18 protein-coding genes are annotated in these 20,905 nt (G+C 55.9%); 5 read left to right on the forward strand and 13 right to left on the reverse strand.

Translation table 11 applies throughout. The annotated features are described in order from the left end of the window. Positions 1-545: 545 nt before the first annotated feature. From MC50_RS04605 to MC50_RS04620, 4 genes are read right to left on the reverse strand one after another with little or no spacing between them, the layout of a single operon-like run. Positions 546-1,103, reverse strand: a complete 558-nt coding sequence (locus MC50_RS04605; RefSeq protein WP_032697581.1) for a DJ-1/PfpI family protein — start codon at positions 1,101-1,103, stop codon at positions 546-548. Between the two features lie 22 nt (positions 1,104-1,125). Then, positions 1,126-2,316 carry a glycoside hydrolase family 88 protein gene (locus MC50_RS04610; protein ID WP_032697580.1) on the reverse strand — a complete coding sequence of 397 codons (1,191 nt, stop codon included), beginning with the start codon at positions 2,314-2,316 and terminating at the stop codon, positions 1,126-1,128. Positions 2,317-2,329: 13 nt separating this feature from the next. Continuing rightward, positions 2,330-3,610, reverse strand: a complete 1,281-nt coding sequence (locus tag MC50_RS04615; protein ID WP_047663503.1) for an oligosaccharide MFS transporter — start codon at positions 3,608-3,610, stop codon at positions 2,330-2,332. Further along, positions 3,607-5,445: a DUF2264 domain-containing protein gene (locus tag MC50_RS04620; RefSeq protein ID WP_102990865.1), complete on the reverse strand. Its 1,839-nt coding sequence runs from the start codon at positions 5,443-5,445 to the stop codon at positions 3,607-3,609. The genes MC50_RS04615 and MC50_RS04620 overlap by 4 nt, the downstream gene beginning before the upstream one ends. A gap of 229 nt (positions 5,446-5,674) precedes the next feature. Here MC50_RS04620 and MC50_RS04625 point away from each other — a divergent pair, with 229 nt between their 5' ends. Continuing rightward, positions 5,675-6,535, forward strand: a complete 861-nt coding sequence (locus tag MC50_RS04625; RefSeq protein WP_032690723.1) for an AraC family transcriptional regulator — start codon at positions 5,675-5,677, stop codon at positions 6,533-6,535. Positions 6,536-6,544: 9 nt separating this feature from the next. Here MC50_RS04625 and MC50_RS04630 read toward each other — a convergent pair whose 3' ends face one another. Genes MC50_RS04630 through MC50_RS04640 form a run of 3 tightly spaced genes read right to left on the reverse strand, consistent with a single transcriptional unit; the run spans position 6,545 to position 8,755 of the window. Continuing rightward, complete coding sequence (locus tag MC50_RS04630; RefSeq protein ID WP_032690722.1) at positions 6,545-7,318, reverse strand: amino acid ABC transporter substrate-binding protein; 774 nt, start codon at positions 7,316-7,318, stop codon at positions 6,545-6,547. A 35-nt stretch (positions 7,319-7,353) separates the two neighbouring features. Beyond that, positions 7,354-8,121: an amino acid ABC transporter ATP-binding protein gene (locus MC50_RS04635; RefSeq protein WP_047663504.1), complete on the reverse strand. Its 768-nt coding sequence runs from the start codon at positions 8,119-8,121 to the stop codon at positions 7,354-7,356. Continuing rightward, positions 8,099-8,755, reverse strand: a complete 657-nt coding sequence (locus tag MC50_RS04640) for an amino acid ABC transporter permease (RefSeq protein WP_049268324.1) — start codon at positions 8,753-8,755, stop codon at positions 8,099-8,101. Before MC50_RS04640 ends, MC50_RS04635 begins: the two co-directional genes overlap by 23 nt. A gap of 541 nt (positions 8,756-9,296) precedes the next feature. Here MC50_RS04640 and MC50_RS04645 point away from each other — a divergent pair. Beyond that, positions 9,297-10,673 carry a pyridoxal-phosphate dependent enzyme gene (locus tag MC50_RS04645; protein WP_181950508.1) on the forward strand — a complete coding sequence of 459 codons (1,377 nt, stop codon included), beginning with the start codon at positions 9,297-9,299 and terminating at the stop codon, positions 10,671-10,673. Between the two features lie 9 nt (positions 10,674-10,682). Beyond that, the gene (locus MC50_RS04650) at positions 10,683-11,828 is read left to right on the forward strand and encodes a trans-sulfuration enzyme family protein (protein WP_047663505.1); all 1,146 of its coding nucleotides are present in this window, start codon (positions 10,683-10,685) and stop codon (positions 11,826-11,828) included. Between the two features lie 226 nt (positions 11,829-12,054). On the opposite strand, the gene MC50_RS04655 is transcribed toward MC50_RS04650, so the two are convergent. Then, a complete protein-coding gene (locus tag MC50_RS04655) occupies positions 12,055-12,945 on the reverse strand; it encodes a LysR family transcriptional regulator (RefSeq protein WP_046853448.1) in 891 nt (296 codons plus the stop codon). Between the two features lie 99 nt (positions 12,946-13,044). Here MC50_RS04655 and MC50_RS04660 point away from each other — a divergent pair, with 99 nt between their 5' ends. After that, on the forward strand, positions 13,045-13,647 hold the full coding sequence (locus MC50_RS04660) for a short chain dehydrogenase (protein ID WP_032690716.1): 603 nt from the start codon (positions 13,045-13,047) through the stop codon (positions 13,645-13,647). A 678-nt stretch (positions 13,648-14,325) separates the two neighbouring features. Continuing rightward, positions 14,326-15,729 carry a purine-cytosine permease family protein gene (locus MC50_RS04665; RefSeq protein ID WP_032697571.1) on the forward strand — a complete coding sequence of 468 codons (1,404 nt, stop codon included), beginning with the start codon at positions 14,326-14,328 and terminating at the stop codon, positions 15,727-15,729. Positions 15,730-15,909: 180 nt separating this feature from the next. On the opposite strand, the gene argE is transcribed toward MC50_RS04665, so the two are convergent. From argE to MC50_RS04690, 5 genes are all read right to left on the reverse strand, one after another. Then, on the reverse strand, positions 15,910-17,061 hold the full coding sequence (gene argE / locus MC50_RS04670; protein WP_047663506.1) for an acetylornithine deacetylase: 1,152 nt from the start codon (positions 17,059-17,061) through the stop codon (positions 15,910-15,912). Next, positions 17,054-17,728, reverse strand: a complete 675-nt coding sequence (locus tag MC50_RS04675; protein WP_032690712.1) for a DUF1028 domain-containing protein — start codon at positions 17,726-17,728, stop codon at positions 17,054-17,056. The genes argE and MC50_RS04675 overlap by 8 nt, the downstream gene beginning before the upstream one ends. A gap of 9 nt (positions 17,729-17,737) precedes the next feature. Next, on the reverse strand, positions 17,738-18,160 hold the full coding sequence (locus tag MC50_RS04680) for a RidA family protein (RefSeq protein ID WP_004867660.1): 423 nt from the start codon (positions 18,158-18,160) through the stop codon (positions 17,738-17,740). A gap of 29 nt (positions 18,161-18,189) precedes the next feature. Continuing rightward, positions 18,190-19,455 carry a flavin-containing monooxygenase gene (locus MC50_RS04685; protein ID WP_032698775.1) on the reverse strand — a complete coding sequence of 422 codons (1,266 nt, stop codon included), beginning with the start codon at positions 19,453-19,455 and terminating at the stop codon, positions 18,190-18,192. A gap of 344 nt (positions 19,456-19,799) precedes the next feature. Beyond that, on the reverse strand, positions 19,800-20,729 hold the full coding sequence (locus tag MC50_RS04690) for a LysR family transcriptional regulator (protein WP_047663507.1): 930 nt from the start codon (positions 20,727-20,729) through the stop codon (positions 19,800-19,802). Positions 20,730-20,905: the final 176 nt, after the last annotated feature.

Raw genomic sequence — 20,905 nt, forward strand, 5'->3', positions numbered from 1 at the left:
TTTACAAAACACCACCTCTAAAATTATATCACTGGCCCTTGAAATCCCCACTCACCACTCTGAAACTAAAACAATAAACATTAACAATAAAACCCCATCTAAAACAAAATCCTTATAGCAATAAAAATCATAACCAGGAAAGACACCCTCACCATTACAGAACCAGATTTATGTTTTCCGACAGCGGATTATTTGAACATCGGTAAAAGAAGTGATTTTCAGCTCTGCCATATGCGAAGCCATGACTAACGGAGAAGTCTATGGGCTGACAAGATTTTCTCGCCCATGTATGACTGATGCGGACCTGGTGTTATCGAATGGCGTAACCCAACCTCAGAGGCAGAGAAAACATCGATGCGGCGATACCTCTGGTACCGGGCTCTGCCTACCCCCTGGCGAGCATGACCCTTTCCTGGCAATAACCTGTCTGGCCGCGATGGGGGGCGGGTACAAACGACAGGCCTTATCGCTAAAGCCCGGGACATCTGCCCGGGCCAGTTTTTGCTTACCTCAGCGCGCCAGATAACCGGCGACCGCCCCCTGCGCTACCAGCGGTAATAGATATGCTCCGCATGCTCACGGGCCGCCGCCTCATCGCCCTGCAGACGCGCCGCCACCGTCAAGGAAAAATCAAACACCTTCCCGAGCCCCCGACCGCTAATCAGATTGCCGTCCTCCACCACATCGGCGTCAACATATACGCCGTCGCTCACCTGCCGCCAGAGCTCGCCGGAACAGACATAGCGGCGGCCTTTCAGCAGACCGTTGCCCCCCAGCACGCGCGCCGCGGCGGAACAAATCGGGCACAGGTATTTACCCAACTCATCGTGGCGGCGTACGAAGGCGATCACCTGCTCGCTTTGGGCCAGAAAGACGCTCCCTTCAGGCCCGCCCGGCAGGACCACCGCGTCAAAAGTCTGCTCCATGCTTTCCGCCAGCGTACTGTCCGCCATCATCGGAATAGCGTGATAGCTAACCACCTCGCGCGTCTGCGCGCAGGCAATCGTCTGCACGTGGATCTTCAAGCGCCGTAAAACATCGATTGCGACAATCGCTTCCCCTTCTTCGAAGCCCGGGGCCAATAAGACCGCTACCGTTTTCATGTTCTCTCTCTCCATTTCGCCATTACCACCACGAGTACCAGGTCTGGCGCAGACGTATCAGTGCTTCAAGATAGAAGTAGTCACCCCAGCTGCAGCACTGATCCACCCCTTTTCCACTGCCCATGTGATAAACCGAGTGCTTGAGCAGCCCTTCGGTCGGGTCATCGTCGGTCGCCAGATAGTTATCGGTCAGCGACTGGACGATACGCAACGCCATCTCCTCGTAATGCGGGCGATGCTGATCGAGCGCCGGCAGCGCATTGACCAGCTCCAGCAGACCGCAGGCAGTAATCGCCGCCGCCGAGCTGTCGCGTACCGCGTCGGTACCGAGCAAGGCCAGATCCCAGTGGCACACATCATCTTCCGGCAGGCGGTTGAGGAAGTAGTGGGCCAGGCTGCGCGACAGCTCCACCATACTTTTATCACCGGTATAGCGATAGCTGAGCAGGAAGCCATAGATGCCCCATGCCTGGCCGCGGGACCAGCAGGAGGTGTCGCTATAGCCCTGATGGGTGTTGCCAAAACGCGGCTCGCCGCTGTTCACGTCAATGTAGTAGGTATGGTAGGTCGAGGCGTCTTCACGCACGATATAGCGCGCCGCCTGTTGCGCATGGGCCGTGGCCGCCTGCGCATAGCGCGGGTCCCCGGTCTGCTCGCTGGCCCAGTAGAGCAGCGGCAGATTCATATTGCAGTCGATGATCATCCGCCCCTGCTGTTCCGGGTCGTTCAGATCCCCCCAGGCCTGAATAATTCTGGCCGTCGGGTTGAAGCGCTCCATCAGCGTTTCCGCGGCCAGCAGCGCGCTCTGGCGGGCGGCCTCATTGCCGGTGAGTCGCCATGCGCTGACGCAGGAGAGTGTATAGAGAAACCCCAGATCGTGGGTCGCCGTATCGATACGCTCCTCGATGCGCCGGGCAAAAGAGGGCAGATAGCGCTCTGCCGCCTCGCGATAGGCGGGATTACCGCTCATTTCCCACGCCAGCCACAGCTGGCCCGGCCAGAAGCTGGTCGTCCACTCGACGTTTTCAGAACGCGGCCAGATGCCGTTTTCACAGGCCTCGCCCGGGAATTTATCGCCAAAAGCGACAATGTTTTTATCGAGCTTGCGGGTCACGCGGGCCAGCGCATCATCGAGCTTCTGGCGCAGCGCCAGCCGGTCGACCTGATACAGCTCGACGGGGCGGAGGGCTTCGGTAATCACCTTTTTGGACATAACAACTCCTGAATTAATGTTTGGCCGGTTCAACCGGGGTGGCGTCCAGCGCCGGGGAAAAAGGTCGCGATGCGTCCCACGTCGAGCGACAGCGCGAGAGCGTAAAAGCGGAGATAAGGGTAAACAGCAGAGCGCAGCTGCCCATCAGCAGATAAGTATGCTCAAAGCCGATTTTGTCGTAGAGGTAGCCCGCCGGCGGCGCCACCACAATAGAACCGACGTAGATCATCGCCTGATAGCCCAGCAGGTACATCGTGGCGTTGACTCTGCGGTCAAAGTGCTCGGCGATGTATTTAAAGACCGAAATCAGCAACAGCGCGATTTCGACGCCATAAAACGGTTTGATAATCGAGATGATCACCGGATCGCTGGTCAAGCCTGAGGCGATCAGCCTGGCCCCGACAACGCAGCCGCAGAACAGCAGCCCCCGCTTTGCGCCGTAGTGATTCACCAGCAGCGGAATGAACATCATCATCACGAATTCCATACCGGACTGCACGGTGCTGAGATAGCCGTACCAGGCATTCCCCTGCTCTTTGGTGGCAAAAAAGGAGACGAAGTAGCGCGGAAACTGCTGCTCAGCAATAAACATCATCCATGCGACACCGGCGACATACAGGCTGAACATCCAGAATTTACGGCTTTTCAGTAACTGCATCACGTCGCTAAAAACGATTTTGTTCGCCGAAATCACGCTGTTGTTACGCAACTGCTCATCGCCGATCTTCAGGCTGATTAATACCAGCAGCATCAGGAGCGACGTGCTGCTGCTCAACAGAAAGTTGGCCAGCGGCGTGAAGTTGAACAGCAGCCCGGAAACGGAAGCGGCCATCGCCCAGCCGAGCGATCCCCACATGCGAATACGACCGAACTCCAGGCCGTACAGCCGGCTAAAGCGATCGGCATACGATTCCGACGCCGCGACGCCCGCATACCAGCCAAGACTTAAATAGAGCGCGCCAAGGATGATGCCGATCGTCGTGTGGCTTTGCAGTAGAGGTTGATAGACGAAGGCAAAGAACGGCGCCATCAGGGCCGACACGGCGCAGACAAAATAGAGCAGCCATTTGCTCATAGCGATCTTGTCCATGATGTAGCCGTAAACCGGCTTCAGGATCACCGCGAACACACCGTTGATGGCGAAAACGCTGCCGATGGTGATGCTATCGAGGCCGACTTTCTGGCTCAGCCACAGCGCGTAGAGGCCAAAGCTTGAAGACCAGGTAAAAAAGTAGAGAAAGATAAAGGTGCTCATTTTGTACTGTGCGCCACGCACAGAGGATGAAGTGGTCATAGGACGTTCTCCGGGGACAGCGTAAGATGTTTTTCTTCCTGTGCCGTCACGAAGCGTACAGCATCATCGCTGATGAAGGCCTGTGGACAACCCTGCGGTGCAAAGGTGTCGGGATTCCCCGCCCAGACCGCACTTAACAACAGATGTGTTCCTGGTGCTAAATCACCGCGTAACACCGGAACCGCCGCGCGTTCGGCAAACAGCAGGTTGCTGTTAGGCGGCGTCAGTACCGCCTCGCCGCAGCGCCTTTGCGGGCTCAGGCAGAGAATGGCCGACGTATCGGCAGGGGTGATGATCCGGCAGCCGCCCTCCCCGTCCTGCACCTCAGGCAGGGGGCGGTTCGGCACGCCGAATCCCCCTTCGGCCGTATCAAGCGCGCGGGCCGTGCGGATACGATGTACGCGCAGCTGCCAGTCGCCCATCGCGATAAGCCAGGTCTCAATCGCCACATCGCGCCACGGCCGCCAGCGGCTGTAAATCATGCCATCGGCAGTCGTCACCGCGTCACAGTCGCGCCGCCCGCGCCAGTAATCATCTTTCTCACAGAGCAGCAGCATGGAGTAAGGCGCAGCGTGGCTTAACCCATAGCGTCCGCGCTCAATTGTGAATCCGTAGCGCGTGGAGTAGGCAAACTTGCAATATTTCGCTTCGGTATTGACGAAGTTATTCCGCTCAAGCTGGCCGGAGGTGAGCATCCACAGATGATCGGTCTGATGCACCAGCACCTGATCGGCGTGCTTGATGCTGTGCTGCGCGGCGAGCGGCGGCAGCGGCAGCTCCGGCGCCAGCCAGAAGGGATCATCCTCACCCATCGCCAGAACCAGCATGGTTTTCAGGGCCCAGTAGGGAGAGCCCGGCGCATTGTAATCCTCGGCCATAATCAGATTCGGGTAGCTATAGCCCACGCTCAGCACGCCATCACGATCGAACAGCGGTTGCTTCAGCCACCAGCGGAGATGGCGCAGGACGATGCCCTTGATCACCCCCGGGGAGAATGCCTCCAGTCCGGCAAAAGCCGCCGCGCTCCAGAAGGCCGCCTGAGCAAAACGGTAAGTCAGGCTGCGACCAAACGGCACGGCCGCCCCGTCGTCGGCAAAAAAATGGATAAAGTCGGCGGAAAACAGCAGCGCCCGATGACGCAGTTCAGCACAGCGCTGCGGGTCGATATCGGCCATCAGCTTCGCGTAAATCAGCCCGTAGAAGTGGAAGCCCATCGAAATGTAATAGTCCCGCGGCCTGTCCGGGCCATCGGAATACCAGCCGTCGCCCAGGTAGTAGCGCTCCATGGCGTTAAAATGCGCTTCCCGCACCTGAGGATTGGTCGGCATCCCGGCGTGATGAAAACCGACCTGTACCAGAATGGGAAAGAAGTGCCAGTTATTGTCCGGGATCGCCTGCGCCTCGCTCTGCTGCAACCAGCGCCAGAGATGGGCTTTCTCCTGCTCGTTGAAATGCGCCAGCACGCTATCGCCCGCCAGCGCTAACAGCAGGCCGTAGGCGGCCATCTCCACGATGCGCTGATCGTAGGGGTTCACTTCTCCCCAGTAATCGGCATGCCGCGGGTTGGTTCCGTTTTTAATGGCCTGCAGGTAGAAAGAAAACTGTTGCGGCTCGCTGCCGCCTGCCAGCAGCGGCGTCACGCCCCACAGCAGGCGCGAGAAGGTTTCCATACTCGCCACGCGTTGCCCGTAATGGGCGGTGAAATTCGCCAGATCGACACGGCTGGCATCATTTTTAAAATTGGGCGACACGGCATTCAGCAGCTCATTGACCAGCTGCCGGAGGTCGTTGCCGGTTCTTAAAGGATTGGTCAGATGAATATTTTCAGGTTGCAAAAGGTCCTCCCGTCATGACACGAGAATTAGATAAGTTATTGTTATTTCGATTTTATAAAATTATTTATACGTCAACGGGAGGAAGAATAGTCGCTTTTATTTGTGCGGCTAAGTGAGCACAATCACAAAATTAAACCGCCATTTCATTTTTGCTGGATATTTCACGCTGCCGGGGGGATAAATTGCAAATGATGGCGTAAAAACTTAAATCTGTTGTCCTGGAGGAAAAATGAGTGAACCACAGCGGCTGGAACGCATCACACTCGATAGCCGGGCGATCTCTTTTAACCGATTGCGCTCAACCAGCGCGATTTACTACCACTGGCACCAGTGCGTCGAATTCCTCTATATCTCCAGCGGCTATGGCATTGTGGTGGTAGATAATCAGCACTACACCGCTCGCCCGGGGCGCCTGTTTATTTTTCCTCCGTTTCGCCTGCACAAAGTCCAGGTCGACCACAGCGAGAAAAATCCCTACCACCGCACCACGATGCATATTGAACAGTCGGTAGTTGAAAGCATTATGGGGGGGTTTTCGCGCCATCAGGCCCAGTTTGCCGCGCTTGCCGCCAGCAACGCGCCGGCACAAATTTACGACCTCAGCGAACACGGCCCTTTCATGGAGAGAATTCTGACCCAATTTGACGGGCTGTATCACGGCGGGCAGATCGCCACCAGCGAGGTGGCCTTTCTGGTGATGCAGATAATGGGCTTTCTCCCCGCGCTACCCGAGCCATGTATTCCCCGACAGCAGACGGTCGCGTCGCGGATTATGAGCTGGGTGGAGGCTCACTACGCCAACAAATTTTCGCTGGATGAACTCGCCCAGGCGCTGGGCCTGTCGCGCAGCTACACCTCGCGCATATTCCGCCAGCAAACGGGCGGCAGCATCCACGAGTATCTGCTGACGCGCCGAATAAAGCGCAGTTGCGATCTCCTGCGCAGCACCAGCGTCAGTATGGATGAGATTGCGGCCGAAGTCGGATTTCGCGAAGTGACCTACTTTATTACCTGCTTCAGGAAGATGATGGGCCAGACGCCGCTGCAGTACCGCAAGGCGAGTCTGGCCAGAAACAGCGTGCTAACGTAGCCCGCGGGGCTATTTCGAGACGTCCGCGCCGAAATAGTGCCTGGAAATTCGCTGATAGGTGCCGTCGGCGCGAATATCGGCGATGGCGGCATCGATCGCCTGGCGCAGCTCCGGTTCCCCTTTGCGGATCAACACCGCTTCTTGTTCAGCATCGGTTCTTTCCGCCACAATTTTCACCGGCGCGTCGGGCTTGTGCTTTTTGAAATCGAGGAACGAGAGGTTGCTGTTGATGGTCGCATCCGCGCGCCCCTGTGATACCAGGGCGATTGACTGATCAAAGCCATCCGTCCCCACCACCTCCGCGCCATTTTCACGGGCAATTTGCGCGTAGTTGCTGGTCAGCGTGTGGGCGGACTTTTTGCCCTTCAAATCCGCAAAGGTGTGAATATCCTGATTGTTGTTATTCACGATGAGGACCGCTTTCGGGGTGATATAGGGGACCGAAAAATCATATTTCGCCTGGCGCTCCGGCGTAATCGAGACCTGATTAATCACCGCGTCGTAGCGATTAGCATCCAGCCCGGCCACCAGACCGTCCCACTTGCCCTCAACAAACTCCGCTTTCACCCCAATCCGGCGGGCAATTTCACGCGCGATATCGACATCAAACCCCACCAGCTTGCCGGAAGTATCATGATAGGTAAAAGGCGGGAAGGTCCCTTCGGTACCGACTTTAAATACTCCTGCTGATTTTATCTTCGCCAGGTTTTCCCCGGCACAGGCCGCGTGCGTCACGCTCAGTTGAATGGCGGTAGCCAGCAATGCGGTCATCAATACTTTCATCATTCACTCCTTTATCTGGATTGCCGGGTTATTTTTTAAATTTCCCAGGAGTCGGGAAACGTCTCGGTCAGCGTGGAAATAAAAAGCTGCGTACGCGTTTTCTTTGCCCGGGTAAAAATGTCCCGCGAGGTCCCGCTCTCCACAATCTGACCGGACTCGAGGAACACCACCTGGCTGGCAATATTTGCCGCCAGCCGAAGATCGTGGGTCGCCATCAGCATCGTCGTTCCCTCCTGCGCCAGCTGGCGCAAAACGGCGATCACCTCCTGAGCCAGTTCAGGATCCAGCGCCGAGGTCGGCTCATCGCAGAGCAGCACTTTCGGCGAGGGGGCCATCGCCCGGGCAATGGCGACCCGCTGCTGCTGGCCACCGGAGAGCATCGCCGGCCAGGCATGGCGCTTGTGCGCCAGGCCGACTTTAGCAAGCAGCTCTTCCGCCCGTGCCCTTGCCCGTTCGCGGGGCCATTTCTGCACCACCATCAGCCCCTGCATAATATTTTCCAGCACCGACAGATGCGGAAATAACTGGAAGTTCTGAAAGACCATGCCGGTTTGCTGGCAAATACGCCGAACGTCTTTTCTTTTTGGCGTCGCGGCGGGAGAAAAAATAATCTCCTCATTACCAATCGTTAATTTCCCGACCTGCGCGATTTCCAGTAAATTAATGCAGCGTAATAATGTACTTTTACCGCTGCCCGATGGGCCAATCAGCGCCGTCACGCTCCCCTCAGGAATCGTTAGCGAAATATCATGCAGCACCTTCTGGCGGGCGAAACTCTTTTCAAGTCCGGACAGCGTTATCATGATGTTCTTCCTTTGCCACCGTATTTCTTTCTAAACGTAATTCCAGCCGGGACTGTAAATATGATAAAACCGAACAAATTAATAAATAGAGCAGAGCCGCTTCGCTATACAGAATAAGCGGCTGATAGGTGACGGCGGCAATACGCTGAGCGGCTAAAAACAGTTCCGGAACGGTAATGACCGAGGCCAGCGAGGTATCCTTAACTAATGAAATAAAGGTGTTCGACAGCGGCGGCACCGCTACTCTCGCCGCCTGCGGCAGAATAATATAACGCAGCGATTGCCCCCAGCTCATGCCAATAGAGTGCGCGGCCTCCCACTGCCCTTTGGCGACCGACAGCAGCGTCGCCCTGATCACCTCCGAGGTAAAGGCGCCGACGTTCAGGGTAAAGCCGATAACCGCGGCCGGAAAGGCGTCAAGGGTGATCCCGACGCTGGGCAGGGCATAAAAAATCAGGAACAGCTGCACCAGCAAAGGCGTACCGCGGATAATCCAGACATAAAAACGCACCACGTTTTTCAACGGTGCCGGGCCATATAAACGAATCAGCGCGACAATAAACCCCAGCAGCAGCCCGAGGAAAAATGAAATTAAGGTTATGGGAATAGTAAAAACCAGCCCGGCATAGAGCATCGGCCAAAACGAGCTTATTGCTAATGAAATAAATTCCGGCACATATCACCTTTCTGCAAATCATCATTATTTATTACTGTTCTTTCCGGGGAACAGCTTATTAAAAGAGCTTACCATGCAGAACACCGCATCAGCATGTATCAATACTGGCATTAAATAGCCGACTTTGTGCTTTGCGCGGGCCGACCGCTACTCGTTGTTGCCGCGCCTGCGGCGCGTCGCTGACGCGACCAATGAATTTGCGCAGCTGGCGAAAAAATAATAATCACCAACCATAAAAATCTCCTGCAGCCTATGGAATATTTTCGCCAATCCTTTGCCGAAATAAAGATAAGCGTCGCCAGGAAAGGGATAATCCGGTGAAAAATACGGCAAAAAAGGGCTTATCTGGAAATCAACACACCCAGGCGGCTAACAGGCTTTCCCTCCGGATGGCTAAAAAGCATCTTATATTCCATTTCGCTCTTAATAGCGGACAAATATTCTTTAAATTACCAATTTTGCAGACCTACCATTCAAATATCTCGATACGAATGGGCAAATAGTTATGTCAGTCTTTCACTCCATTAGCGACCTGATTGGTCACACTCCCCTGCTTCAACTGCATAAGCTGGATACCGGCCCCTGCAGCCTGTTTTTAAAGCTGGAAAACCAGAACCCCGGCGGGTCGATTAAAGACCGCGTTGCGCTGTCGATGATCAACGAGGCGGAACGGCTGGGGAAATTAAAACCCGGCGGTACCCTTATTGAAGCGACGGCGGGTAACACCGGGCTGGGGCTGGCGCTGATCGCCGCGCAAAAAAATTACGCCCTGACGCTGGTGGTTCCCGATAAAATGAGCCGGGAGAAAATTTTCCATCTCCGCGCCCTGGGAGCCAAAGTGCTCCTCACCCGCTCGGATGTGAATAAGGGCCACCCGGCCTATTATCAGGATTATGCGCGCCGCCTGGCGGAGGAAACACCGGGCGCTTTCTATATTGACCAGTTCAATAACGAAGCCAACCCGCTGGCGCACGCCACCACTACCGCGCCCGAAATATACGATCAGCTCGACGGGGATATCGACGCCATCGTCGTCGGCGTCGGCTCCGGCGGCACCCTCGGCGGCCTGCAGGCCTGGTTTGCCAGACACTCGCCAAAAACCGAATTTATTCTTGCCGACCCGGCGGGATCGATCCTTGCCGACCAGGTTGAAACCGGGCGCTACGGTGCAACAGGCTCCTGGCTGGTCGAAGGGATTGGCGAAGACTTCATTCCACCGCTGGCCCATCTGGACGGCGTCAGAGCGGCCTATCGCATCAGCGATAGCGAAGCGTTCGCGACCGCCCGCCAGCTCTTACAAAGCGAGGGCGTGCTTGCCGGTTCGTCAACCGGCACCTTACTGAGTGCCGCGCTGCGCTACTGCCGGGCGCAGACCACCGCGAAACGAGTGCTCACCTTCGCCTGCGACAGCGGCAACAAATACCTCTCCAAAATGTTTAACGACGACTGGATGCGCCAGCAGGGCCTGTTGAGCCGGCCGACACGCGGCGATTTAAGCGATTTTATCGCCCTGCGCCACGATGAGGGAGCCACCGTTACCGCCGCCCCGGATGACACCCTCGCCGCCATTCTCGCTCGCATGCGTCTGTATGACATTTCACAGCTGCCGGTACTGGAAAACGGCCGCGTCGTCGGCATCGTCGACGAGTGGGATCTGATCAGCCACGTCGGGGGTGACAGCCGGCGCTTTTCACTGCCCGTTGGCGAGGCGATGACCCGCAACGTAGAAACGCTGGATAAACACGCGCCGGAAAGCGCATTGAAAGCCATTTTCGATCGCGGCCTGGTGGCCGTTATCGCTGACAACGAACGCTTTTTGGGTCTCATCACCCGCAGCGACGTGCTGACGACCTGGCGCAACCGACTTGAACACTAAGGACGAAAGATGAAAAATTTGCATACGTTGAGCGTACATAGCGGCATCTTTAACGACGGGCACGGCGCCGTTATGCCGCCGATTTACGCCACTTCCACCTTTGCCCAACCCGCGCCGGGGCAACATACCGGCTATGAATACTCGCGCAGCGGCAACCCGACCCGCCACGCGCTGGAGACGGCGATTGCCGAGCTGGAGAGCGGCGCCCGCGGCTACGCGTTTGCATCAGGGCTGGCGGCGATTTCCACCGTCCTCGAGCTGCTGGATAAAGACAGCCATCTGGTGGCCGTCGATGATGTCTACGGCGGCACCTGGCGGCTGCTCGAAAATGTCCGCCGTCACAGCGCGGGGCTGCGGGTCAGCTGGGTCAAGCCCGACGATCTGGCCGGCATTGAAGCGGCCATTCGGCCGGATACGCGCATGATCTGGGTCGAAACCCCGACCAACCCGCTGCTGAAGCTGGCGGATCTCAGCGCCATCGCGGCGATTGCCCGTCGGCACAATATTATCAGCGTCACCGATAACACCTTTGCCTCGCCGGTCATCCACCGTCCCCTCGAGCTGGGCTTCGATATCGTGGTCCATTCGGCGACCAAGTACCTGAACGGCCACTCCGACGTTGTCGCCGGGCTGGCGGTCGTCGGTGACAATCGCGATCTGGCGGAGAAGCTGGGCTATCTGCAAAATGCGGTGGGCGGCGTACTTGACCCGTTCAGCAGCTTCCTGACGTTACGCGGTATCCGGACACTCGCGCTGCGTATGGAGCGTCACAGCAGCAATGCGCTGGCCCTCGCCGAATGGCTTGAACAGCAGCCGCAGGTGGAAAAAGTCTGGTTCCCGTGGCTGGCATCGCACCCCCACCATCAGCTGGCGCGCCGGCAGATGGCCCTCCCCGGCGGGATGATTTCCGTGGTGGTGAAAGGCGATGATACCTATGCGCAGCAGGTCATCAGCAGGCTGAAGCTGTTTACGCTGGCAGAGAGTCTGGGGGGCGTGGAGAGCCTGGTCAGCCAACCGTTCAGCATGACCCATGCTTCGATTCCGCTGGAACAACGGCTGGCCAATGGCATCACGCCTCAGTTGATCCGTCTCTCCGTCGGGATTGAAGATCCGCAGGATCTGATCGCCGACTGGCAGCACGCTTTAGGCGACTGAAAAAAAATCCGCCGCCGGAATCATGCTGGCCACCGCAGGCCAGCAGATTTTTCACGGCGTATTGGGGATTTGCCGAGACATGCCGATGTCGGTCACGGTAGTTTGGGAGAAGGAACGTTTTCTGGCGCGGGTTCTGCGGAACGTGCCAACGTGGCCTGACAGGCCGCACGCAGGTGCGCCAGCTTTCGCCAGGCGGCCTTAAAATAGCCGTCTCGCTGACCGCCGTTCATAAATAGCGTTTTCCCTCTTTCAGCACATGCTCTACGAAGCGGGTCAGCTTCGGCAGCGGGCGAAGATCCTGACGCCAGAGTAAATGTACCGGACGCGGATGGGGGGTATAGGCCTCCAGCACCCGCACCAGTTTGCCGCTGGCCAGCGCCTCGCTCAGTAAAACCTCCGGCTGGAGCAGCAGCCCGGCTCCGGCTATCGCCGCCATGCGCAGGCCGTAACCATCATTGCAGCGCAGAATCGCATCGCGCTTCCAGCGCACCGTGTCTTGCGCGCCCGGCAATGTCCACTCATTGCGCGCCGTCCACACCGTATGGGACAGACAACGGTGATCGACCAAATCCGCCGGTACGACTGGCGTACCGTGACGAGCCAGGTAAGCGGGCGCGGCGCAAATCACCATCCGATAAGGACAGAGATATTTCGCCACCAGATCGGTGTGGTGAATATCACCAATACGGATCGCCAGATCGAAGCCCTCATCGACGAGATCGATCATCCGGTTAGTCAGATCCAGTTCGATGCGAACATCCGGCCACGCCTGTAAAAACGAGGCGGTCAGCGGCGCAATCACGCAGGCGCCAAAAGAGGTCGGCGCGCTGATGCGCAGCGTCCCGGCCGGCGCCAGTCGCAATCGTTCAACCGAGCTTTCGGCAATCGCGACCTGTTCAAGTACCCGTTTGGCCTCTTCATAATAGACGCGCCCGGCATCAGTCAAACTCTGGCGCCGGGTGTTGCGCTCAAGCAGTCGGGTGCCAAGCTCTCGCTCCGTCAGGGCGATATATTTACCGACCATGACCGCCGACATCTCCAGCCGCGATGCCGCGTCGGTAAAACTGCCGCACTCCACCACGGCAATAAACGTCTCCATTCCACGTAGCTTATCCATATTACAAACCTCTGGTTAGCAATCATCTAACTTTTAGCCAGTTTATCCGATAACTGTTTCATTAAAGAATAGAGGCTCACAACCGATCAGGAGTCAGCCATGAAAATCGTCGTTATTGGTGCCAGCGGTACCGTCGGGCGCGCCGTCGCCGAAGAACTGAGCCGTCAACATCAAGTCATTCGCGTAGGTCGCACTCAGGGCGATCTTCAGGTGGATATCACCTCTCAGCCGAGCGTCGAAGCTCTCTTCGAAAAAGTCGGCCGGGTCGATGCGATTGTCTCGGCTACCGGCAATCTGTTCTTTGGCCCGCTGGCGTCCATGACGGACCGGGATTTCAACCAGGGCCTGCAGGACAAACTGCTGGGGCAAATCCGCCTGGCGCTAACCGGGCAGCATTATCTCAATGAAGGCGGTTCGATTACGCTTATCAGCGGCATAGTGGCCCATGAACCGATTGCCCAGGGCGTCAACGCCACAACGGTGAATGCCGGGCTGGAGGGCTTTGTCCGCGCCGCCGCCTGCGAACTGCCGCGTGGGATCCGTATCAACCTGATAAGCCCCACCGTACTGGCGGAGTCGCTCGCCGCTTATGGCGGTTTCTTCCCCGGCTTCACCAGCGTCCCCGCTGCCGCCGTTGCTCAGGCCTATCGCCGCAGCGTGGAAGGGATACAGAGCGGCCGGGTGTACACCGTCGGCTACTGACCGCTGAGAGCACAGACAGCCTCTGCCCGGTCAGAGGCTGTTATCCCCGGCACAATAGCGGGGGACGATAGCCGTTTCCAGCCGCGATATTCGCGACAAAATAAAGAGAAAAGAGAGTACCAGGTGTTGTAAATATTGATCTGCTGCACACTCCCGATAAATGCATTTCATTGTGAAGCGCCACGGACAATTTATTGCCCTGGGCCATCCTTTCAACACCTCAATCACTGTATACCACGGTGTAACAGACTGATTTTCAGAGTGTAAGTACTATTCCCTCATAAATATCATTGCTTAATACCAGGATGATCGCTTTTCCACATATTTAGCAGGCCTTTCTCATTCAACTGTACAACCAATCATTCCAGGCAATGGCCATCGCTACGGAGTTTTATCTGTCTGAAAATAACCTTCCAGCGGGTTAATTATTAAATATCAATTAAAGCAGCATAAATCGCTAAAAAATAGATTTAACGGTTTATTCAGCGCGTTGATTCAGGATCGAGGACGCAGGTAAAGCATTTTTTTTATATCGACGTTCGACATTTTTAATAATTTATAAAATGATGCGAGATTGTGACAATAGTAAACGAAATGTTATGATGAGTAGATTAGCTGTACTCCTCATTGGAATATCCATCTAACGCTGATTTAGCCCTACAGTGATGAGAGAGCACCATGACTAAACCTCAATCCGTTCATGTTGAAAACCTCGAAAGTAATACCATAAGACCTATTCCTCTTAATATGCGACACGGTAAACCTGGCGATCTTTTTACCATTTGGTTCGGCTCGAATATCATGTTATTAACCGTGATCACCGGTGCCATGTCGGTGACCATTTTCCACCTTTCTTTTTTCTGGTCCGTGATTGCCCTGCTGATCGGCAGCCTGGTTGGCGGTCTTTTTATGGCATTACATTCGGCGCAGGGTCCGAGGCTCGGCGTGCCGCAAATGGTGCAAACTAAGGGACAGTTTGGCTCCTACGGGTCGGTACTGGTGGTATCGATCGTGGTATTAATGTATATCGGATTTACCGCCTCCAGCCTGGTATTAGGCGGGCAGTCAATGCACGCTATCTATAAGCCGATGAACGCCGACGTCGGGATTATTATCGTCGGGGCGCTCAGTTTATTCGCCACCATCTTTGGCTATAAAATCATCCACTCCTACGCCAGAATTATGTCGTGGATTTCCGGTATTGTACTGGCCGCCACATTTCTGTGGATCGTGTTTGTGCATGGCCTGCCGGTTGATTTCCTCGATCGCGGCGGCTTTAACAAAGTTGGCTTCCTCGGCGCGGTATCCATAGCGGCGCTGTGGCAACTGGCCTATGCCCCCTATGTCTCTGACTATTCACGCTATATGCCCTACAGCACCAACGATAAAAGCGTTTTTTATGCCAGCTATTTTGGCTGCATTTTAGGATCCTACCTGCCGATGGTCCTCGGCGTGCTGGTGGCTATCTGTATTAGTAATGATGATATTATTCAAGGCATTATAGATCTGACCGGTGGAATGGGCGCCCTGGTCATTGTGGTACTGGCACTGGGGATCGCCGCCACGAACTCCATGATGTTGTACTGCGGGGTTCTCTGCACCTTGACCCTGGGCCAGACTTTTATTGATGGCTGGTCGCCGATGGCCCGCGCCAGAATAATTACCGCCATCCTGACGATGATTCTCGAAATATCGCTGGCGATCTATGGTCAGGAAAACTTTTTATTAATCTACACCAACTTTATCACCGTGCTGTTATACGTGCTGGTGCCGTGGACGGCGATTAATCTGGTGGATTACTATCTGGTCGCTCATGGCGAATATGAAGTTGAGTCCTTTTTTAAACGCGATGGCGGAATCTACGGTTATTTTAATACCACGGCTATTTTCTGTTATTTACTGGGAATCGCCGTGGAGGTGCCGTTTATGTCGACGGCGATCTACAGCGGACCTGTTGCGCTGTCATTTGGCGGCGCTGACTTATCATGGATTATTGGTTTGCTGGTTGTTTCTCCTGTCTATTATTATCTCTCCAGAGCGAAGACGGTCAAGAAGATGGCCTTTGTGAAAGAGAAAATTTAAAGCCACAGATTCCCTCAGTAATCATTTAGCTCCGGACAGATTCCGGAGCTTTTTTTATTGCTGGCGGGCAACAGGAAACGACCGCGGAGAATTAAAGAACGGCCTGAGCGAAAATAGAGAGCGGAAAAAATGCGGGAACAGAGGATGACGGAAATGCGCCCGGCCCCGGGCGCAAAAGATTCAGGAGGCCGCCATCCAGCGGCGCAGGTTATCCAGCATCGCCAGACATTGATCCAGCTGCGTCAGGGCAATAAATTCATCCGGCTTGTGCCCCTGCTCCATACTTCCCGGCCCACAAATCAAGGTTGCCACACCCGCTTCGTCAAACAGCCCGCCTTCAGTGCCAAAGGCGACGGTGGAGAACGTATCATTTCCCGCCCATTGCGCCAGCCAACCGGCAAAGGCCGACTGCGGATCGCTCAGCAGGCCGGGATACTGGCTGAGCGGCTGAAAGCGGATCGTTGCCTCCTCCGCCACCGCGCGCATCGCCTGCTCCAGTTCATCTTCGGCATACGCCTGCAGTCCGGAGAGCGTCTCAGCGAGCGACACATCCGGCAAATGGCGGATTTCAAAATCGAACTGGCAGCGCTCAGGCACAATATTGAGCGCCGCGCCGCCCGTAATCAGCCCCACCTGTACGGTGCTGTACGGCGGGTCGAAGCGCGCATCCTGCCTGAGCGCCAGCTTTTCACCCAATACGCCTAAGCGGGTAATCAGCTTCGCCGCATACTCAATGGCATTCACGCCATCGGGAGCATAGGCCGAATGGCAGGCCTTACCGTGAATATGGCAGCGCATGGCTAGTTTGCCTTTATGGCCGTAGACCGGGCGCATCTCCGTCGGCTCACCGATAATGCACAGCGCAGGCTTATCCTTTGAGGCTTTGAGATGGTTCACCAGACTGCGGACGCCGAGACATCCCACCTCCTCATCATAGGAAAAGGCCAGATGCAGAGGCATGCTTAACGGTTGTGCGAGGAAGGCGGGAACAGAGGCCAGCACGCAGGCAATAAAGCCCTTCATGTCGGTGCTGCCGCGCCCGTAGCACAGGCCATCGCGGAGGGTAAGTGCAAAAGGAGGGACCGTCCAGCGCTGGCCGTCAACCGGCACCACATCGGTATGGCCGGAGAGCATTACCCCCCCTGGCCCCGGCGGCCCCAGGCGGGCGTAAAGATTGGCTTTTTTGCCGTCGTCATCGTAGAACAGCCGGCATTCAATGCCAAAACCGCTCAGAAAGCGGTTTATGTAATCGATCATCTCGAGATTGGATTCGCGACTGGTGGTATCAAAAGCCAGTAGCGTTGCCAGTATCGACTGCAGCTCATTATTCATCGCCCGGTACTCCGTAACTGGGGGCCTCCCGCGGGTCGAGCGCGCGCGTGATATAGGCCTGCATCTGCGGCTCATAGGCCTGCCAGAGCGCGGCCAGCTCGCCGATGGGATCGTCCTCGCTCCAGTCAATGCGCAAATCCACCAGCGGCCACGAATAATCATCCACGACCTTCACCGCCGCAGAGTGGACCGGACCGGCCTCACCGCCGCAGGCCAGACCGGCCTGTAGCGCGGCCAGCAGGCGCAGCGCCATTTCGCCTTCGCTCTGTTGAAACCCCGCCACCATCGCCTCAATAACCGCCGTGCTGGCCAGCATATTTCCAGCGGCAATACAGTTTTCTCCTTCGGCAACATGATAGATACCGAGGGTTTTATCGCCGCTGAAGGCGGCGGTTTGTCCATTGGCGTCGATGGCGATAATCTGCCGGTAGCGGCTGAAATCATCCTCCGCCAGCGCCCTGCGCAACGCGATATCCGGCGCTAGTCCCTGTTCCAGCTGCGCTAACGCCAGCTGACCCAGCGCCGGTAAGGTGATGTTCTGACTGGATACCGCCCCCACCCCGGCCTGTAGCCAGGGACAGCGGGCGCCGACGGCAATGCTGGAGGAGCTGAGCGCAATCCCAAACTGCCCGCTTTCCGGGCAATATGCTGCGATAGAAAAGGTCATCGTCGCTCCTTACTTCACGAAATCATCGGGAATGACGGCAATCACATCGATCTCCATCAGCCATTGCGGCTGCGCCAGCGCGGAAATCACCAGCCCCGTGGAGATCGGGAAAACCCCCTTCAGCCATTTCCCCACCTCCTGATACACCGGCTCACGATAACGCGGGTCAATGATATAGGTCGTGGTTTTCACGATGTGCGACAGGTCGCTTCCGGCCTCTTCCAGCAGCTGTTTGACGTTTTTCATCGCCTGCTCGGCCTGAGCCTGCGGGTCGCCCAAACCGACCAGGTTACCGGCAAAATCGGTTCCCACCTGACCGCGCACGTAGACGGTATTCCCGGCGCGAACCGCCTGACATAAATCGTTATCCAGGCTCTGATTGGGGTAAGTCTCTTTAGTATTAAACATGCGAATACGGGTATGCGTTGGCATCTTTTTTATCCTGTTTAGTGGGCGAACGTTCAGCGCCGATCGGCGGCCTGGTACTGGCTGTACTTACGCTGGGTGGCAATATGGTCAGCAATGTGTTTCGCGTCATGCCAGACGCCCCAGATGAAGGTAGATCCCCGGCGTGACAGCCACGGCAGTCCGAGAAAATAGACCCCGGGTTCACTGGAGACGCCGCGTTGATGCTGCGGACGGCGTTGCTCATTAAAAGCATTCACGTTGAGCCAGCTGTAATCCACGGCGTAGCCGGTCGCCCAGATAATGGTGGTGATCCCCGCCTCCGCGAGATTCAGAGAGAGGATCGGCGAAGTCATACACGACGGGTCAGGTAAAAACTCGCGGGCGGCAGGTTCTTCCGGCAGATCCAGACCATTGGCCGCAATGTAGGCATCTGCGGCATCCAGCAGCGCCAGGTAGTTCTCATCTCCGCGTCGGATGTTGTCGCACAGGTCCGGCTGAAAGGTCGCCGTCCCGGATTCAAAGGCTTTCGTCAGCCCGACCAGGGTGATGCCACGATGCGCCAGCTCGCGGAAGTCCACGGTGTGCCCGCCATGAGCGCCGCTGACGGCGATAGTGACATGCTCTTTGCCCGGGGCGCTGGCGGGGGCATCCCACATGCCCAGCACTCCCAACCACCAGCAGAAGTCCCGGTTGCGATATGCGCGCGGCGGGCGGTCGTGCGCGCCGACGGATAAATAGACCCGACGGCCGGCACGCTGAAGCTCGTCGGCAATCTGCACGCCGGAAGAGCCCGCGCCAACGACCAGCACGGCGCCCTCAGGAAGCTGCTGCGGGTTGTAGTATCGGGCGGAGTGGATTTGATGAATGCTGCCCTCTTGCGGCGCAATCGGAGGAATGACCGGTTTTTGAAACGGCCCGGTCGCGGCAACAATACGCTGGGCCTCAATGACGCCCTCCGTGGTCTCAATGGTAAACCCCGGTCGCCCGCTGTTGCGCACCGCGCTTTTGACTTCAACGCCGGTACGCACCGGCAGATTGAAGGCCCTGACGTAATCTTCAAAGTATTCCGCCACATCGTCTTTGGGAATGAAGCTGTCGGGATTTCCCCCTTTAAATTCCATCCCCGGAAAACGGTCATGCCACGCCGGACCATTTGCCACCAGCGAGTCCCAGCGCCCGGTTCGCCAGGCTTCGGCGATGCGGTTTTTCTCGATAACCAGATGTGAGATCCCCAGCGTTGTCAGATGCTCACTCATGGCAATACCGGCCTGACCCCCGCCAACAATCAACGTATCAATGTTCGTTTTTTCTACGGTCATAAATGTGTCCTTCGAATGGTGTTCAATCGCCAGGAATAAACCACTGCGCAGGACCGAGGTTAATAAACCGTAACAAGCAGGTAAATTATTATAAATTTAGAACCTGAGAATAAAATAGTGATGCAGAACGCAGTATCTTGAATCTACTGAATAAAAATATTATTCCCGGTAGATTACCGATAAAAGATAATCCGGCGAGCGCCTGATTATTCATAAAAAATAAATCGCAAGCCATCAAGCCTATTAAAAATATATTCAGAGGCTCGTTTTTTTATATTTAACATCACCGGCAGAGACTGATACGGCCCGCAACAGGGCGAGCCGTCTCTTATTCTCCGCTGAATTTACGCCACCCGCGTATCAATGTCCGCCGGGCTGAGCACCGCATGGCGACAATATTCCATAAACAGTTTAGTCGGTTTGGTCGGCTCGCTACTGCGCAAGTGTGCCATCACCAGCGTCGAGTTCGTCATCTCGTCCTGAATTTCCACGCAGCGCACCTGCTGGCCATCGTAGGTCATGTCGGAAACCGGGCGGGTTACCAGCACGGAAAAACCCAGCCCCTGGCCGACCATACAGCGCACCATCTCAATAGACGGCGAGCTATAGGCAACCTGAGGGTTATACCCTTTATCTTTGAAAATACTGATGAAATAGTTTCGACTTGGCACCACGTCCAACAGGACCATCGGCAGGTTATTGAGCTCGGAGAGTTTCACCGTCGCCCGCTGCGCCAGCGGATGATGTGCCGGCAGCAGGGCATAAGGCTTCTGCGGCGCATTGAGGCTTTCGGTGTGAATCGCGCTATCCAGCTCAAGATCATAGAGAAACGCCAGATCGAAACGACCGCGGTGCAGACCGTGAGTAATTTCATGCTGCTCCCCATCGCAAATTTTGAGGGTTATATCGGGATAGATTTTTTTAAATCCGGCGATCAGCGAAGGTAAATAGAGCGGCGCCGCCGTTTCAAAACAGCCTAATGAAATAATGCCGGAGACCAGTTCATTATCCGCTTTTGAATTTTGCTCAAACTGATACGAAAGCCGCAGCAGCTCTTTCGCTTTTTCATAAAAGCGTTGTCCGCTGGGGGTCAGCGAAACCCCTTGCGCATGGTGGCGAATAAAGAACTGCTGTTCAAACATATCTTCCAGGGTTTTAACCGCAATGGAAATTGACGGCTGGGCGATATGTAACTGTCTGGAGGCTTCCGCAATACTCTCTGCTTCGACAACGGCAACAAAGTATTTGAGCTGCTTCAGGGTGAAATGGGGCATGGGACACCTTATTTTTTATTCTCAGAGAGATAAGCTAAATAGCTTTAAACGATGCTCCCCGTCGCCGGCAACCCCGCCAGCGGAAAAAGATCAACAATCCGACTCGGGTCGTATTTTTACAGAAAATTAACAGGCAAAGCGCAGGAAAGCTGCGAGCCAACGACAAGCATGCGGCA

Source organism: Klebsiella planticola (genome assembly GCF_000783935.2).
Classification (GTDB): Bacteria; Pseudomonadota; Gammaproteobacteria; order Enterobacterales; family Enterobacteriaceae; genus Klebsiella; species Klebsiella planticola.

Excerpts from the sequence above, each read along its gene's own strand:
- MC50_RS04605 (WP_032697581.1), bottom strand. The coding sequence starts at position 1,103 with ATGAAAACGGTAGCGGTCTTATTGGCCCCGGGCTTCGAAGAAGGGGAA.
- MC50_RS04610 (WP_032697580.1), bottom strand. The coding sequence starts at position 2,316 with ATGTCCAAAAAGGTGATTACCGAAGCCCTCCGCCCCGTCGAGCTGTAT.
- MC50_RS04615 (WP_047663503.1), bottom strand. The coding sequence starts at position 3,610 with ATGACCACTTCATCCTCTGTGCGTGGCGCACAGTACAAAATGAGCACC.
- MC50_RS04625 (WP_032690723.1), top strand. The coding sequence starts at position 5,675 with ATGAGTGAACCACAGCGGCTGGAACGCATCACACTCGATAGCCGGGCG.
- MC50_RS04630 (WP_032690722.1), bottom strand. The coding sequence starts at position 7,318 with ATGAAAGTATTGATGACCGCATTGCTGGCTACCGCCATTCAACTGAGC.
- MC50_RS04635 (WP_047663504.1), bottom strand. The coding sequence starts at position 8,121 with ATGATAACGCTGTCCGGACTTGAAAAGAGTTTCGCCCGCCAGAAGGTG.
- MC50_RS04640 (WP_049268324.1), bottom strand. The coding sequence starts at position 8,755 with ATGCTCTATGCCGGGCTGGTTTTTACTATTCCCATAACCTTAATTTCA.
- MC50_RS04650 (WP_047663505.1), top strand. The coding sequence starts at position 10,683 with ATGAAAAATTTGCATACGTTGAGCGTACATAGCGGCATCTTTAACGAC.
- MC50_RS04655 (WP_046853448.1), bottom strand. The coding sequence starts at position 12,945 with ATGGATAAGCTACGTGGAATGGAGACGTTTATTGCCGTGGTGGAGTGC.
- MC50_RS04660 (WP_032690716.1), top strand. The coding sequence starts at position 13,045 with ATGAAAATCGTCGTTATTGGTGCCAGCGGTACCGTCGGGCGCGCCGTC.
- MC50_RS04665 (WP_032697571.1), top strand. The coding sequence starts at position 14,326 with ATGACTAAACCTCAATCCGTTCATGTTGAAAACCTCGAAAGTAATACC.
- argE (WP_047663506.1), bottom strand. The coding sequence starts at position 17,061 with ATGAATAATGAGCTGCAGTCGATACTGGCAACGCTACTGGCTTTTGAT.
- MC50_RS04675 (WP_032690712.1), bottom strand. The coding sequence starts at position 17,728 with ATGACCTTTTCTATCGCAGCATATTGCCCGGAAAGCGGGCAGTTTGGG.
- MC50_RS04680 (WP_004867660.1), bottom strand. The coding sequence starts at position 18,160 with ATGCCAACGCATACCCGTATTCGCATGTTTAATACTAAAGAGACTTAC.
- MC50_RS04685 (WP_032698775.1), bottom strand. The coding sequence starts at position 19,455 with ATGACCGTAGAAAAAACGAACATTGATACGTTGATTGTTGGCGGGGGT.
- MC50_RS04690 (WP_047663507.1), bottom strand. The coding sequence starts at position 20,729 with ATGCCCCATTTCACCCTGAAGCAGCTCAAATACTTTGTTGCCGTTGTC.